Consider the following 16104-nt stretch of genomic DNA (forward strand, 5'->3'; position numbering starts at 1 on the left):
TGGGTTTATTCCCATAGAGTGCGCGATGATGCCGCTCATTGCTCCGCAGTAATGGAACGAGAGGTAAAACGATGCGAGGAAGCCGGCAAGAGTTATCACTTCGCCGACGAAGCCTCTGCAGCAGCCCCGGATGATGAAATAACAGCCCAGGATCAAAATGAAGAGATCCCAGTAGTTCCATCCGCTCAAAGCGCGCAGTCCCCGCCGTTATGCCCCTGAAATTTATTTTTCATCTCTTCCGCGCGCAGCCCAAGCTCCTGCATCTGGTGCGTAAGCGCCATAAGTGCTAGAAACAGCCGTTCGTCCTGGCTTAAGTTCTGCGGGAACATCTCGACCAGAGCGCGGGCGCTTTCAACGTCGCGTTTTAAGCTCTCAGCCTTCAGCTTCGTGGTCAGGGTATATTTCTGGCGTCCAACCCAAAAGGAGTATCTGCCCTCTCCCAGGGACTGTATTTCGGACGTTTCGTCCATCTGTGTCATAGACTAATTATTACTGCCGCTCTTCCGCGGCGGGGGCGGTTTCTTTCTGCTGAGCCGTTATTTTGCACATGCGGCCAAGCAGGCCCTCGAGGCAGTTGCCTATTTCTTCTTTTTCGGCCTTTGATTCGGCCGCGAGCTTTTCGGAGTCCTCCTGAAGCTGGAGGATCTCAAGATCCCTGTCCTCTATGATGCCTTTAAGTTCGCCGACTTCGCGGCGCAGCGTTTCGTTTTCCGCGTCTTTTTTGCTGAGCATAGCCTCAAGGCTGTCCAGCGCTTCGGCAAATTTTTCAAACTGCTCCATCATATCAATGCACCTCCGGAATATTATCCTGCAAATAGCAAAAAAGGGAGAGAGTCTTACTCCCTCCCATAGTCTATCAGATTTTTAGGCTCCGCGGACATCTCCGCCGAATTTCTTGCCTATTTTTTTAACGGTCTGTTTCGACGCGGTCTCAATTTGCTCCGATGTGAGCGTGCCCTTGTCCGAGCCTATCCAGACGCGGAAGGAGACGGATTTTTTGCCAGCTCCTATCTGAGCGCCGCGATATTCGTCAATGAACATTACTTTTTTGACGAGGTCGACCTTTTTTACTATAGCTTCGATGTCGGCCCAGGCCACGCCGTCGTCAAAGACGATGGAGAGGTCGAAATCAGAGAGCGGATACTCTGGCAGATGCGTAAATTCGTTCTGGCGCGAGGGCAGAGGCGCGAGCTTTTCGACGTCTATCTCAAAGAGCACGGCGAGGCTTCTTTTGATGCCGGCCGCCTTTGCGCTCTTTGGCGAAACTAGAGCTATACTGCCTATCGTCTGTCCGCAGCAGGCGACGTTGACCCACAGCTTTTCATCGGCCCAGTCGGGCTTTGTCTCCTGCGCAAATGAGAGCGGCTCCATGCGCGCGCCCCTGTGCATATATTCCAGCACGCCTTTTGCTTCGCGGAATAACTGACGCGCGTCCCCTCCCACGAAGGCAGCGCCAAGGTGACGCGCCATCTCGGGCAGCATTTCATCGGTTCCGCTGGGGCTGGTGTAGTTTCTGTCAAAGAAGACCTGCGTCAGCTCAAATATTTTAAATTCAGAATAATAGCGCAGGTTCGTCGTTATCGCTTTGAGCAGTCCCGGCACGAGCGACGAACGCAGATGGCTTTCGTCCGGCGCGGGAGGCGTTGAAAGCTGAAGCATTTGAGCCTCGGGAATGGCGGCCGCCTTCACGTATTCGTCCTCTATCCACGGGTAGGTGAAGACCTCCTGCATGTTGCAGCGGAAGGCGAGGTATTCGCGCACCGCTCTGTCGAGTTCCGGCTTTTTCTGGTTGACCGCCTTCTCCAGCACTACGGTGGGCGGCGCGTATTCAAAGTTCTCGTAGCCCATAAGACGCGCGACCTCTTCCAGAATGTCGTCGGGCAGCGAGATGTCGCCTGTGGAGCGCCATGTGGGCGCCTCTATGTGCAGAGTCTCGCCGCGCGCCTCAGTTTTGAAGCCAAGCAGCGAAAGTATCGAGATTATTTCATCCGCGCCTAGTTCCTTGCCAAGGCGTCTTCTCAGGAAGCCGAGTTCCACGTCGACTACGGCACGCGCTAGCGGCTTTGGATAATTATCGGTGTAAGCTGTTACACGCGCCTCCGGGAAATACTTTTTGAAGGCGTCAATCGCAATAGCAGCTGCCTCGTCCGCTCTCTGCGGGTCGATGCCTTTTTCGTAGCGCGAGGAGGCCTCGGTGCGCACGTCAAAACGCTGGGAGGTGCGGCGGATGGAGAGCGCGTCGAAATTCGCAACTTCGAGGATGAGCTTCGTAGTATCGTCAAGGATTGAGTCAAGTTTTCCGCCCATGACGCCCGCAAGCGCGACCGGCGCTTTGTCGTCCGCGATGACTAGGTCTTCCGTCGTGAGGTCCAGCGTTTCGCCGTCAAGAAGCTGTAACTTTTCGCCGGAAGCCGCGCGGCGCACCGTTATGCCGCCGCTTATGTGGCTGCTGTCAAAGCCGTGCGTCGGCTGACCGCTGGCGAGCATGACGTAATTCGTGATGTCGACCGGAAGGTTTATCGGGCGAATGCCGACGCGCCAGAGCAGGCTCTTTAATTCAAACGGCGACTCAACGTTTTTCACGCCGTCGATGACAAGGCCTATGTAGCGCGCGCATCGGTCAGGCGCTTGAATATCCACCTTCAAGGACTCGGGAGCTGCCGCAAAAGTTGCCGCCTCTATCGGCTTCAGCGGACATTTATAAATGGCGGCAAGCTCGCGCGCCATGCCGTAGTGTCCCCAGAGGTCGGGGCGGTTGGTCATTGATTTGTTGTCTATCTCAAGGATGATGTCGTCGAGGCCGAGCGCCTCCGCTACCGCCGCGCCGGGTTTTGCGTGAAACTCAGTTATGTCCATGATGACCGCGTGCTCCGCAGGGAACAGTTCTCCAAGCCCCACTTCGCCGGAGGAGCATATCATGCCGAAGCTCATCACTCCGCGCAGCTTGGCGGGCTTTATCTCGACAGGTTCGCCCTCGCCGTGCCATTTCACCCACGCGCCGGGCTTTGCCACCACAACGTCCTCTCCGGCGTATAGGTTCACTCCGCCGCAGACAATGACGGAGGGCGCAATGTCTCCCGTGTCCACCGTGCAGATGCGCAGTTTGTCCGCGTCGGGGTGCGGCTCAACCGTCAGTATGCGTCCGACTACGAGGCCCGCCAGGTTGTCAGCGAGGCTTACCGCGTCTTCCACTTCAACGGTAGACATCGTAAGGTCGTAGGAAAGCTTGGCCATTGTGAGATCTGCCGGAAGCTCCGCGTATTTTTTTATCCAGTTGTATGAAAGTTTCATATTATCACCAAGCCCTACTTAAACTGTTTGAGGAAGCGCAGGTCGGCGCTGTGGAAGAGGCGCACGTCGTCGACGCCGTATCTCATCATGACGAGACGGTCGAGGCCGATGTTGATGTAAAAGCCGGACCACACCGCCGGGTCGAGCCCCGCCGCGCGAAGCACGTTAGGATGCGGCGTGCCGCCAGGCATTACCTCTATCCAGCCCACATGCTTGCAGACTTTGCAGCCGGCTCCGCCGCAGACCTGACACTTCATGTCTATCTCAAAGCCGGGCTCGACGAACGGGAAGAAGCCTACGCGCATACGCACGTCAACCTCGTGCCCGAAGACCTTTTCGAGGATGGTCTTTATGAGCACCATGCCGGAAGAGAAAGAGAAATCTTTATCCACGATGAGCGCCTCGTACTGGAAAAAGGCACGTTCGTGACGCGCGTCGGTAGTCTCGTTGCGGTAGACGCGCCCCGGATAGACAAAGCGCGCCGGCGCGCCGTGCTCCCTGAGGTAGCGGACACTCGCGCCGGTCAAATGCGGCCTCATGCAGAGGCGTTCCGCTCCGCGGACTTCGTCGTGGCCTTTGAGCCAATAGGTGTCCATGCTCTCGCGCGCGGGATGTTCCGGCGCGAAGTTCAGATTGTCAAAGGCAAATTTTTCGCTCGTTATCTCGTCCTCGGAGAAGACCTCAAAGCCCAGCGAACGGAAGGCGTCGTTCAGATCGTAGCACATCTGAGTGACTGGGTGCAGCCCGCCTGAGGCAGGCTCTATGCCCGGCGCCGTGATGTCGGCCGCGCCCTCGAAGGCAGACAGCGTATCAAGCAGCTCGGCGCCGCGGTTGTCCACCGCGTCGCTCAATATCTGCTTCACTTCGTTTGCGGCCTGTCCAAGCACCTTGCGAAGCTCGGGAGCGGCCTGCCCCACGCTCTTTAATATGTCAGTCAGTTCGCCCTTGCGCCCCAAAAGATTGGCGCGCACAAGCTGCAGCTGGTCCGGCAGCGTGCTTTGCGCTATTTTTTCAAGGCCCGCCTCTTTTATCATCTCGAGACGTTCAATGAGCCCGTTTCCTTCGCTGCGCGGGCTCTGTGTCGTTCCGTTTTCCTCCATAAATAATGCCTCCTGTATATGGCGCTATTTAGGCGCGCCGGGTAAGTTCATATCCATTATTTGCGCCATGTCTTCCTTCGCGATGATGTCGTCCATATCTCCGACATGGCCCAGCACCCACAGCTTATCGCTCGGCTCGAAAGGACGCGTCGGGCACGGCGTGTGCTGCGTGCCGTCGTACTCCATCAGTATAACAATTACTTTGTATTTCTGTGAAAACTTAAGTTCGGCCATATCCTTGCCTATCATCGAGGGCAGTGGCGAAATTTTGCCGAGGACGAAATTCCCTCCCTCGATGCGCGTAAAGGTGGAATACCACGGATAGACCAGAGACTCTGCTATCCTGTGCCCCATGTCCCATTCAGGCGAGATGACCTTGTGCGCACCGACGCGTTCAAGGACCCTCGCGTGCAGCTTGTTGGAGGCGCGCGCTATAACGATAGGGACGCCCATCTCCACCAGCAGCGACGTGCAGAGTATGCTGTGCTCCACCGCCTCGCCGATAGTGACGACCGCTACGTCCACGTCCTTCGCGCCTATTTTGCGCAGAGAATTTTCGTCGGTCACGTCCATCTGCGCCGCCACGGATATTTTATCGGAAAGCTCCATGACGGGCGCCGCCATGCTGTCTATTCCGATAACATTCTGACCGAGGGCCGCCAGCCTCTCACAGAGCGCCGTTCCAAAACGGCCCAGTCCAACTATAAGAAAACTTTTAACTTTTGTCGCCATATCAAGAGCGCTCCCTTCGTTAACCTATCGGAATATGCGTGTCGGGATAATGGATGCCCGAGTCTCCGTCCGCCGTCACAAGCGTCGAGATGAAAGAATAAAGCCCGACGCGTCCCCAGAACATCAGCAAAATTATTATGAGCCTTCCCGGCACCGACAGTTCGGAGGTAATGCCAACCGAAAGGCCTACCGTGCCCAAAGCGGAGGCAACCTCGTATAGTATCGCCGAAAACGGGATATTTTCAATGAGCGTAAGCAGCGTGCTGCCCACAAGGATGGTAAAGAGGTATATTGCAATTATGGCAAGCGAGCGGCGCTCCGTGCGCCCGGAGATGCCGCGGTTCAGGAAGGTCGTCTCGCTCCTCATGTGCAGCTCGCTCCATACTGAGATGGCAAGCACGCCGAAGGTGGTAGTCTTCACGCCGCCGCCCGTAGAGGCGGGCGAGGCGCCTATTATCATGAGCACTATCGTAACTGCCTGGCCAAGCCCGGAGAAATTCTGCGGCGCGATTGTGTCGAAGCCCGCCGTCCTCGCCGTAACTGACGCAAAGAGCGCGTTCCACACCTTCGCCCACACGGGAAGCCCTTTGAGCGCGGCGTTCCAGTCAGAAAGAAGAAAGAGCGCCGTTCCGCCGACGATCAGGCCGCCTGTGATAACAAGCACCAGTTTTGAATAGACTGACAATCTTTTTTTATGCTTCAGCGCTGTGGCGCAGTCGGCAAAAACTGGAAAGCCAATGCCGCCCGTAACGATAAGCCCCATCACCACAGCCGGGATGATTATCGTCATGTGATAGTTTCGAAGTCCGCCCTCGCATACGGAAAAGCCGGCGTTGCAGAAGGCGCTGACCGCGTGAAAAACCGCCATATAGGCGGCGCGCGGGATGCTTTCACCGTTTAGCAGAAAACCCGCAAAAAGCATCGCAGACCCAAGCCCCTCCAAAAAGAAGGTGTATTTGATGACCGTGAAAAAGAGTGCCACGGCGCCCTGAACGCCGTCAACGCCGAGGCCGCCCAAAAAGAAGATACGGCTTTTAATGCCTATCCTTCGTCCTACGGCGATGGCAAGCAGCATCATACCAGTCATAATACCGAGGCCGCCTATCTGGATCAGCGCAAGCAATATCATCTGCGAAAGCGCCCCGAACTGCGTCGAGATGTCAACGACGCCGAGGCCTGTGACGCAGACCGCCGAGGTAGACATAAAGAGCGCATCTACCGCGGAAAGCGGCATACGGTACAGCAAATTATTAGAGAGCCATAAGAGAAAGGCTCCCGCCAGTATGACCAGCAGGAACCCTGTAACAATGACTCTTTCAACCTTATATGAGGTATGAAAACGCAATGTCTTCCACTCTTTGCTAAAATTTAGGCAATATTACAGAGCGGCGCGCGCCTTTTCTACAAGCTGCGTGAAGGCGGGTGCGTCGTTCACCGCGAGATCGGCCAGCATCTTGCGGTTAATCGTGATATTCGCTTTCTTGAGGCCGTTGATGAGAGCGCTGTACGCGATGCTGTTCGCACGTGCGGCTGCGTTGATACGGACTATCCACATTCTGCGGAAATCGCGCTTCTTGAGCTTGCGGCCCGCAAAGGCGCTTGTCAGAGCGTGCAGATAAGCTTCGCGCGCGCGGCGATAGACATTCTTTTTACGTCCCCAAAAACCCTTTGTAATGCTGTATAATTTTTTCTGCTTATTGCGGCTGGCGCTTGAACCCTTAACTCGCATTGTATGTCACTCCTTGAATTTTTTTAAATGATTTGCGTCGTCCCTTAGCTTACGCGTAAGGGAGCATCTTCTTGATGTGCGCTTCGATGCCTGTCGGAAGGATACCCTTCTTCTTCAGAGCGCGAAGGCGCTTTGCGTTTTTGCTGATAAGAAGATGTCCGCGGCCGCTCTTCTTGAAGCTGACCTTACCTGATCCCGTTACGGTAAAGCGCTTTTTTGTGGCGGAATGTGTTTTCATTTTAGGCATTGCAATGTTCCTCCTCTAAATTATCTTACCCGTAGGGTAATTTTAAATATTAAATTTTATCGGCGTCGAGCGTGAAGGAGCTTTTCACCTTAGGAGCCTTTACCGCCTGCGCGCCGCCTGCTGCCGGCTGCTGCTTTGCCTCTGCCGCTTCGGCGTCAGACTGCGCTGCGGTTTTCTTTATAGGAAGCTCCGAGTTCGGCGCTATCATTATCCTCATGTAGGCGCCCTCCATGCGGGGCTCCATCTCTATCTTGCCAAAGTCGTCCACTGCCGCCACTACCTTGTTGAGCACCTCACGGCCTCTGTCAAGGAAGGCCATTTCACGGCCGCGGAAGAAAATCGAGACTTTGACGCGATGCCCTGCCGAAAGGAAGGTCTGTATCGCCTTGACCTTGAATTCATAATCGTGCAGGTCTATCTTCGGACGCATCTTTATCTCTTTGACGACCTGATTCTTCTGTTTCTTGCGCGCGTCCTTGTCTCTCTTCTGCTGCTGGAAGCGGAACTTCCCGTAATTCATTATGCGGCATACCGGCGGCGTCGCCTGAGGCGCGACCTCGACTAGGTCAAGTTCTGCTGCTTCAGCCATTTTGAGCGCTTCCTGCGTATTCACCACTCCGCGCTTTGCATTCTGCTCGTCAATAAGGAGAATTTCCGGACACTTGATCTCGGAATTTACGCGCGGTTCGTCTTCCCTGGTATTTGCTATGGTATTGCACCTCCTGATAATTTTTTGATCAAAATAAAAAGGCCCGAATGCATACGAATGCACCGGACCCTACAAAGACTTCTTCGGGGGCGGACCTGACAACAACTTTCATCGGCAGGCGAGAGGCGCATCCTCTGCTTAAAACCCATTGATAACAATCAACTGATGAATAGTAGCACAAGATGCGCCAAATAGCAACCGTTTGTGCAGATTTGGAACGGCGGCTATGAGCAGATATTTCAAGATACAGGCTTACAAAGGTATATTCCCGTGCTTGCGCGCGTGGCGCTCCTTTTTCCTGCCCCAAAACATGCGCAGCGTTTGAATGATTTTTATTCTTGATTCGGCCGGCTCAATAACATCTTCAAATTTTCCAAGCTCCGCCGAACGATAGGGGTTTAAAAATTCTGTCTCATACGCCTGCTTGTATATCTCCCTCGCCGCGGCGGGGTCGGCCGCCTGTTCGATCTCATTTTTATAAAGCACATTCACGGCGGCATCGGGCCCTACCACAGCACGCTCGCAGCTTGGCCATGCAATGACGAAATCCGCCTTCATGTCTATGCTGCACATCGCCGGCGTGGCTCCGCCATAGGACTTCCTGATCGGCATTACGATTTTGGGGACTGTAGCCTCCGCCCACGCATAGAGAAGTTTCGCTCCATGTCTGATGATGCCGTCATGTTCCTGATTGACCCCTGGAAGATATCCGGGGACGTCTACAATCGACAGAAGCGGAATGTTGAAGGCGTCACAGGTTCTGATAAAACGCGCCGCTTTGCAGGAGGCGTTGATGTCAAGACAACCGGCCAAATAGTTGGTTTGACTGGCGACGACGCCGACCGGCATACCGCCCATACGAATGAACCCTACCACGATATTGCGCGCATACATCGGAGAAATCTCAAAGAAATAATTATTATCGGCGATCTTTGTTATAACATCTTTCATATCATAGGATTTGCGCGAACTCTCTGGAATAATGTCATTGAGTTCTTCTATCCTCCGGGAGACGTCATCGTTGTTGGGATAGATCGGCGGAAGCTGCTGACAGTTATCAGGAAAAAAGCCAAGCAGGCATTTGATCTGCGCGATGCAGTCATAATCGTCTCTCGCTATCAGATGAGAAAGCCCAGATTTTGTGCTGTGCGTCATGGCTCCGCCCAGCGTCTCAAAGTCTACGACTTCGCCGGTCACTTCTTTGATGACGGCGGGGCCGGTGATAAAGGCTTTGCTGGTCTTGTCAACCATGATGATATAATCATTGAGAGCGGGAGAATAGGCCGCGCCGCCAGCGCAGCTCCCCATGAGAGCCGAAATCTGCGGAATGACTCCAGAGGCCGCAACATTGTTATAAAAGATAGTACCGTAGACTGCAGCTCCCGGCCCTTCCTGAAGTCTGCCTCCGCCGGAATCGTTGAGCCCTATGATCGGCGCCCCGACTTCCAGCGCCAGCTCCTGCATTCTGGCAAGCTTCAGTCCATGCATTTCACCCATTGATCCTCCCAGCACGGTGGCATCCTGAGAATAGGCAAAAGCTTTTCTGCCGTTGATAAGTCCGTGCCCTGTGATTATCCCGTCTGCGGGAGCGTCTACTTTATCCATGCCAAAACGCGTAGCTCTTGGTTTTACAAACATGTTGTATTCCACAAAGGTACCCGTGTCAAACAGCAGGTCTATTCGCTCGCGCGCCGTCAATTTGCCTTTAGCATGTTGTTTGTTGATTTTATCCTGGCCGCCTTGAAGCATAATGTGCGCCTTTTTATCAAGCATGGCTTGAAGCTTTTGGTTCATAGGACTATCCTCCCAAAACTTTGTTTTTAAAGAGCGTGACCGTACCTGCAATGCAGTTTATATGGCGAAAATCCAACGCGGCGAAAAAGCCGTCATCCCGTCAGATTGATCCTTTCCAGGGACTAAGATCCAGCCCGCACTTCTCAAACCTTTCTCCAAGGAAGTTCAGAGCGTTCTTATACATGACCTTTTCTATGACGCCCGGCCTTAGATCCAATTCTTCCCACTGTTTCAATATCTCGCTGAGCTTGAACACTCCCCACTCAGAACCGAAGATAAATTTATCCTGCAGACGTCTGTTCATATCGTACGTCATGCACTGTGGGAAATATTTGGGCCACATGCCGGAAGTTTCGCGCATCACGTTCGCCTTGTGCATTGCGACATGGTTGATAACTTCCGGCCAAGGTTCTCCAACATGCAGAGCTATGATCTTCAGGTGCGGGAAGTCTGCGGCGACTTCATCAACGTCAAGAGGCTGGCAATAGGACATACTGTAAAGCCCGTCGCCTCCGGGAGCTCCACTGCCCATTCCAGTATAGCCGATATGGAACTGGACCGGCGCTCCAAGCTGCTGACACAGATCCCACAAAGGATAGAACCGTCTGTCATTGACGCGGAATTTCTGCGTGCACTGCTGGAATTTCAAACCAATCAGCTTCAGCTCTGTGATAGCTCTTTCCGCCTCATGAAGGGCCTTCTGTCCCTGCCACGGATCAACCGAGCCCCAAGCGCCGAAAAACGCGTCTGGAAACTCCTGCCACAAACCGTAGACAAAATCATTGCTGGTTGGCGGCTCACCCATGCCGCTTGACGCGTCCCAGCCGACCGGTTGCATTTTAACGCCATGAGCAAGGGCGTCATTTGCCATTACTTCTTTTGCAGTCTCATCAAACTCCGCGTACAAATCTTCAAGTGTGCCCTTTCCAGACTTACCTGTCCAATTTGGCTGGGTGTATTTTCTTGAGGCCAACATGGCCTTCATTGCGGGCGGATATCCACCCTTAACAAAGGGATGTGCGTGGACGTCTATAATATGATAACCTCTTTCTTCAAGAGTTTTAGGGGTTCTGTCTTCCTGCGGTTTGGCCATAGCTCATTTCTCCTTCCAAAATTAATGCCGGGGCATTAAAAATTCAAACAAATCAACGGTATTGGGCGACATCAGGATCTCTTTTTTCGCCAAACGCTCTGCCGCATTCCTTCGCTTCATCAGTATTAAAATACATATTTAGCGCAACGCCAGCCATGGACTGGATGCCCCAGACAGACGCAGAGTCCGCGTTGAATGACATTTTCAGCGCAGCAAGAGATGTCGGGCTGGATTTGACAATGGCGTCGACCCATTTGTCAGTCTCCTCCATCAGCTTTTCCGGCGCGACTACGGCATTGATAAGCCCCATCTGCAAACATTCCTCCGCGGTATATTTCTTACACAAGTACCAGAATTCTCTTGCCTTCTTCTCACCGACGATACGCGAGAGATATGCGCTGCCGTATCCGGCGTCAAAACTTCCGACCTTGGGGCCGACCTGGCCGAACTTTGCGGAGGCGGCGGCTATAGTAAGATCGCACACCACCTGTATGACGTGACCGCCGCCGATAGCATACCCGTTGACGGCGGCTATGACCGGTTTTGGAATGGTACGGATGGTATGCAGAAGCTGAGCGAACAGACTTGGCATCGGCAGCTTTTCAACAGGATGGGCGTCAGCGGAGACGTCGCATGGAACGCCTCCAATTGTAAACGCGCGACTTCCAGCCGCAGTAAGGATGACAGCACCTACTTCCCTATCCGTCCACGCGCTCTGAAGCGCTGTTATTATTTCACTCAAGGTGTGATTAGTGAACATATTCATCTGATCAGGTCTGTTGATGGTTATTTTTGCCCGGTCATTATATTTTTCATACAGGATATCCTGAAAATCCATATCCGCAACCTCCTTCTTCACATACGTATGGATGGCCGGCTAGCGTTTAGACTTTGATGATGAAGGCTTCGCTTTCGCCGACGCCGCCGCAGATGGTGCAGATGCCATAGCCTCCGCCGCGACGCTGTAGCTCATAGGCCATGGTCATCACGAGACGTCCGCCTGTAGCGCCGGTAGGATGTCCGATGGCGATCGCGCCGCCGTTGATATTGGTCTTGGCGCGAATAGCTTCGACCTTAGCCGGGTCTTCTTCTCCAAGAAGTATCGTGGAGGCGAGAGGCATTACGGCGAAGGCCTCGTTGATCTCGATGACGTCCATCTGTTCGATGGTCATATTCGCCTTGGCAAGCGCCTTCTGCGCGGCAAAGGCCGGTATCGTCGCAATGTATTTCGGATGTCCCGAGGCCTGGGCGTGCGCTACGATTGTCGCAAGCGGCTTAAGTCCGCGTCTGACCGCTTCGCTCTCACTCATCAGCACGAGCGCGCTTGCTCCCGTGTTGAGTCCTGGGGCGTTGCCTGCCGTGACGGTCGGGCTTTGATTGACTGTCTTGAGCTTCGCAAGCCCCTCAAGCGTAGTGTCTGCACGCGGCGACTGATCTTCGGAGATGATGACATCTCCTTTTTTTGTAGAAATCGTGTAAGGTTTTATCTCATCGCTAAATTTTCCGGTTTTGAAGGCCTCCTGATAAAGCATCTGGCTGCGATAGGCCCATTCGTCCTGCATCTCACGGCTGATGCCGTACTGAAGGGCGACCTCTCCGGCCTGTTTAGCACGAGGTTCGCCGGTGTAGGGGCACGAAACGACCATTATATCTTTGAGGGTGATGTCGCCAAGGCGTTTGCCCCATCTAAGGTCTTCTACAAAATAAGGGACATTGCTCATGTTTTCCGAGCCGCCGCCTATCGCGACCTTTGCATCTCCAACTTCTATAGCGCGCTTCGCCATTGCTATAGCTACCATGGACGAGCAGCAGGCGCGATCTACAGTCGTAGAATTAGCTTCAGGCGGCATACCTGCGGCAAGCGATATTTGACGCGCTATAGAACGGTTTGCCGTCGGCATGTTTATGCCGATATAGGTCTCCTCCACATCTGACGGGTCGAGCGCGGCTCTTTCCATCGCCTCTTTGACTACGAATGATCCAAGTGAAACGGTGTTTTCGCCCTTCATAAGGCCGCCGAATTTATCGAACGGCGTGCGTACCGCTGATATGATTACTACTTTTTCCATCTTATTTCACCTTTCTTTTATAAATAATCTAAATGACGCCTCTGGCGTGCAGGTCGGCTATCTTTTCTTTGGAATAACCGATGCTTCCCAACACGTCGTCCGTATCCGCTCCAAGGTTTGGGAGCGAGCTGTATGCCGCTTCGTGCTCTTCCATTTTTATCGGGCATCCCACTACTGTTAGTTCTCCGACGATTGGGTCGGGAATTTTCACCAGCATCTGGCGTTTCTTTGTGTGTTCGTCATTAGCAACGTCTTTGGAATTTTGCACAGGCCCACATGGAAGTCCCTGCTCCATAAATATTTCACAGGCTTCTACTTTGGATTTATCAGAAAGCCATTCGTTGATGACGGGACGTATCAGCGTCTCCATATATGCGCCTCGCCCTGGGCCAGACTGGATATCGGGGTTCTCCAGCAGCTCCGTGTGCCCTATCGCCGTAAGAAATTTCTTCCACATAGATTCCGTCGGAACAATTATCGCCACATAGCCGTCCTTGCATTTAAAGGGCCCCCATGGAGCGATGAGCTTGTCAGGGCCGCGCGTCACCACGTTTCCGGTAAAGGCGTGGACGTTGTGCGAACGCTCGGCGAGCGCCACCATGCAGTCGTACATAGATACATCAAAGTATTCGCCGCGTCCCGTACGAAGTTTGTTGATGTAGCCAAGCATCGCCGCGTAGGCCGCGTATACGCCGGTGCCGGAGTCTCCAAGCGCAAAGCCGAGCCATGTCGGAGGTCCCTCCGCGTCGCCGCCGCAGGTGTGCATCAGCCCCGCCATAGCCTGCGCGATGATGTCATAGGCAAGACGTTTTGCGTATGGCCCCTCATATTTTTTCGAACGTCCAAAGCCGCTTATTGCGACATAGATGACGCCTGGGTTTATTTCTTTGATCTTTTCATAGGTGAAGCCAAGTTTGTCCATAAGGCCGGGCTTTACATTTTCGATGATTATCTCTGTATCTTTTATAAGGTCCCATAACACGGCCTGTCCTTCCGGAGACTGCATGTCGACGGTGACACTCTTTTTACCGCGGTTGAAGCGCGCGAAATATCCGCTCTGTTTATCACCTTTTTCGTTTTTGAGCATGGGCGCCATCTCGCGCGCCGTATCTCCGCTTCCCGGACGTTCAATTTTTATTACATCGGCGCCCTGATCGGCAAGCATCATGGTGCAGGTCGGCCCTGCCACCTGCTGCTCTATCCCAAGAACTTTTACTCCGTCTAAGATCCCTTTCATTTTTTGACCTCCTATGTAATTTTTATATATTCGATGATTTATTTGTCATGTCGGCAAGCGCGGCTTCAGCGAGCTGCTCCGCTTTCACAAGCGCCACCTGCTCAAAGGCAAAATCAGTCACCGCATCTAGCGGCGTACCGGGGCCGAAAACACCGTGCACGCCCTTTTCAAGCAGCGCTGGAATGTCCTGCTGAGGGATGATGCCTCCCAAGATAAAAACGGTATCCTGCATTCCCTCTTTTTCTTTTACGCAGTCGATAACTCTGGGCATCAGGGTGTTATGCGCTCCGGAAAGCAGGCTCACGCCAACCACATCGACCTTTTCACGAACCGCCGTCTCCGCTATCTCCTCCGGCGTCGCCTGAAGCCCCGTGTAGACAACTTCGGCTCCCGCCTCCTCAAAGGCGCGCGCTACGACCTTAGCGCCCCTGTCGTGCCCGTCCAGTCCAGGTTTTGAAATCAAGACTTTTACCATAATGGCCGCCTCCTTTTAATAGATCTTCATCGGCGAATATTTACCGTAGACGCTTTTAAGTACGCCGCAAATCTCTCCGAGCGTGGCGTAGGCCTCCGCGGCCTCGATCATGTATTCGCCAAGGTTTTCATTCTTTTCAGCGGCAGTTTTTATTGCATTAAGCGCTCTTTGGACACGATCGTTGTCACGTTTTTTCTTTAGTTTTGCCAGCTTCGCCTTCTGCTTCACGGCAACCTCTTCAGAGACAGAGAACGCCGCGCATTCGATTGGCTGTTCGTCTTTGAACCGGTTTACGCCGACCACAGTGCGCGCGCCGTCGTCTACGCTCTTCTGATATTTATATGCGTTGGCCGCAAGCAGCTTTTGCTGGAAGCCCTCTTCTATACATTTCACAGCCCCGCCCTTTGCCTCTATCTCAGCAAGCAGGCTCCATATATCTTTTTCTATCCGGTTGGTAAGAGCTTCTATCGCGTATGAGCCTCCCAAAGGGTCGACCGTCTCTGTGATGCCCGATTCGTAGCCAACTATCTGCTGTGTACGCAGCGAAATCGTTACAGCCTCCTGCGTCGGAAGGGACAGCGCCTCGTCGTAAGAAGATGTAGCCAACGTTTGGATGCCACCGGCGATTGCCGCCATCGTTTCTATCGTCACGCGAATGATGTTGTTCATAGGCTGTTCTGCGGTCATCGCGGAACCGTTCGTATAGGCGAATATTTTCAGACGCTGAGGCTCTTCGTCCGTCACTCCGTAACGTTCTTTCATTATTTTTGCAAATACTCTGCGAGCGGCGCGAAATTTAGCGACCTCCTCAAGAAAATCCATCTGCGCGCCAAGGAAGAAATAACTGTTGCTGGTGGCAGAAACGATGTCCACCCCGCGTGCCACGGCGGCGTCAAAATAGGCCGTCATGTCTGCCACAGTAAACGCTATCTCCTGCGCCGCGGTGGCGCCAGCTTCGCGGATGTGGTAGCCGGAGACGGCTATCGGCGTCCATTTGGGCAGATGTTTCCCACAGTACTCCAGCACGTCTACAGAGAGCTTTACTCCGGCAGCGGGCGGAAAAATATACGCCCCGCGGCACATATATTCCTTCAGTATGTCGTTCTGGAGGAAGAAACCTATCGTGTTTGGGTCTATTTTGTTTTTCTTGGCAAAGGCAACGTAAAACGCAAGCATTATTATTGAGTTTGCGTTGGCCGTTGTGCGTATCTGACGAACTTTCTCAAATGGAATACCCTTAAAAAGCGCTTCAACGTCTGCAAGCGAGTCTATCGCCACGCCTACCTTGCCGACTTCGCCATCGGACATTGCGTCATCCGAGTCGTAGCCCATCTGCGTCGGAAGGTCCAACGCCACGGAAAAACCTGTCTGTCCCTGTTCTATCAGATAACGGAAGCGCTCGTTCGCCTCTTCAGCGGAGGCAAAACCTGAATACAGCCCCATCGTCCAAAGGGAGTCACGGTACATATTTTCGCGTATGCCGCGCGTGAACGGATAATGTCCAGGCTCGCCCAGCTTATCCTTCATGTGCTCTCCGTTCAGATCCTCCGCCGTATAGACATTTTTGAGCTCGTAACCCGATAAAGTTGTGTGTTTCCTCTCTTCTGCCATCTATAACGCCCCTTTCA

Annotated in this window: 17 protein-coding genes; all 17 read right to left on the reverse strand. The window is 53.5% G+C overall.

The genetic code is table 11. The features are described from left to right. On the reverse strand, positions 1 to 189 hold a 189-nt coding region (locus tag RRY12_04270; GenBank protein ID MEG2183872.1), incomplete at its 3' end, for a CvpA family protein. Further along, a complete protein-coding gene (locus RRY12_04275) occupies positions 186 to 479 on the reverse strand; it encodes a hypothetical protein (GenBank protein ID MEG2183873.1) in 294 nt (97 codons plus the stop codon). The genes RRY12_04275 and RRY12_04270, both read right to left, overlap by 4 nt. 10 nt (positions 480 to 489) lie before the next feature. Next, on the reverse strand, positions 490 to 783 hold the full coding sequence (locus RRY12_04280; protein ID MEG2183874.1) for a hypothetical protein: 294 nt from the start codon (positions 781 to 783) through the stop codon (positions 490 to 492). An 81-nt stretch (positions 784 to 864) separates the two neighbouring features. Then, the gene (pheT, locus tag RRY12_04285) at positions 865 to 3291 is read right to left on the reverse strand and encodes a phenylalanine--tRNA ligase subunit beta (GenBank protein ID MEG2183875.1); all 2427 of its coding nucleotides are present in this window, start codon (positions 3289 to 3291) and stop codon (positions 865 to 867) included. A 14-nt stretch (positions 3292 to 3305) separates the two neighbouring features. After that, positions 3306 to 4391 (reverse strand): phenylalanine--tRNA ligase subunit alpha, encoded by a 1086-nt coding sequence (locus tag RRY12_04290; protein MEG2183876.1) that lies wholly within the window; start codon positions 4389 to 4391, stop codon positions 3306 to 3308. 24 nt (positions 4392 to 4415) lie between these two features. Continuing rightward, complete coding sequence (locus RRY12_04295; protein MEG2183877.1) at positions 4416 to 5123, reverse strand: TrkA family potassium uptake protein; 708 nt, start codon at positions 5121 to 5123, stop codon at positions 4416 to 4418. A 19-nt stretch (positions 5124 to 5142) separates the two neighbouring features. Beyond that, complete coding sequence (locus RRY12_04300; protein ID MEG2183878.1) at positions 5143 to 6468, reverse strand: potassium transporter TrkG; 1326 nt, start codon at positions 6466 to 6468, stop codon at positions 5143 to 5145. Positions 6469 to 6501: 33 nt separating this feature from the next. Next, entirely contained in the window at positions 6502 to 6852 is a 351-nt protein-coding gene (rplT, locus tag RRY12_04305) for a 50S ribosomal protein L20 (protein ID MEG2183879.1), read from the reverse strand. A gap of 49 nt (positions 6853 to 6901) precedes the next feature. Then, on the reverse strand, positions 6902 to 7099 hold the full coding sequence (gene rpmI, locus RRY12_04310; GenBank protein ID MEG2183880.1) for a 50S ribosomal protein L35: 198 nt from the start codon (positions 7097 to 7099) through the stop codon (positions 6902 to 6904). Between the two features lie 49 nt (positions 7100 to 7148). Beyond that, complete coding sequence (gene infC, locus RRY12_04315) at positions 7149 to 7829, reverse strand: translation initiation factor IF-3 (GenBank protein MEG2183881.1); 681 nt, start codon at positions 7827 to 7829, stop codon at positions 7149 to 7151. A 231-nt stretch (positions 7830 to 8060) separates the two neighbouring features. Next, the gene (locus RRY12_04320; GenBank protein ID MEG2183882.1) at positions 8061 to 9602 is read right to left on the reverse strand and encodes an acyl-CoA carboxylase subunit beta; all 1542 of its coding nucleotides are present in this window, start codon (positions 9600 to 9602) and stop codon (positions 8061 to 8063) included. Positions 9603 to 9702: 100 nt separating this feature from the next. Beyond that, a complete protein-coding gene (locus tag RRY12_04325; protein MEG2183883.1) occupies positions 9703 to 10695 on the reverse strand; it encodes an amidohydrolase family protein in 993 nt (330 codons plus the stop codon). 52 nt (positions 10696 to 10747) lie between these two features. Beyond that, positions 10748 to 11533 (reverse strand): enoyl-CoA hydratase-related protein, encoded by a 786-nt coding sequence (locus RRY12_04330; GenBank protein ID MEG2183884.1) that lies wholly within the window; start codon positions 11531 to 11533, stop codon positions 10748 to 10750. Between the two features lie 46 nt (positions 11534 to 11579). Continuing rightward, on the reverse strand, positions 11580 to 12764 hold the full coding sequence (locus RRY12_04335; GenBank protein ID MEG2183885.1) for a thiolase family protein: 1185 nt from the start codon (positions 12762 to 12764) through the stop codon (positions 11580 to 11582). A 28-nt stretch (positions 12765 to 12792) separates the two neighbouring features. Further along, complete coding sequence (locus tag RRY12_04340; GenBank protein MEG2183886.1) at positions 12793 to 14001, reverse strand: CoA transferase; 1209 nt, start codon at positions 13999 to 14001, stop codon at positions 12793 to 12795. A 22-nt stretch (positions 14002 to 14023) separates the two neighbouring features. Further along, a complete protein-coding gene (locus RRY12_04345) occupies positions 14024 to 14476 on the reverse strand; it encodes a cobalamin B12-binding domain-containing protein (protein ID MEG2183887.1) in 453 nt (150 codons plus the stop codon). A 15-nt stretch (positions 14477 to 14491) separates the two neighbouring features. Then, positions 14492 to 16087, reverse strand: a complete 1596-nt coding sequence (locus RRY12_04350) for a methylmalonyl-CoA mutase family protein (GenBank protein ID MEG2183888.1) — start codon at positions 16085 to 16087, stop codon at positions 14492 to 14494. Positions 16088 to 16104: the final 17 nt, after the last annotated feature.

It is taken from the genome of Cloacibacillus sp. (genome assembly GCA_036655895.1).
Classification (GTDB): domain Bacteria; phylum Synergistota; class Synergistia; order Synergistales; family Synergistaceae; genus JAVVPF01.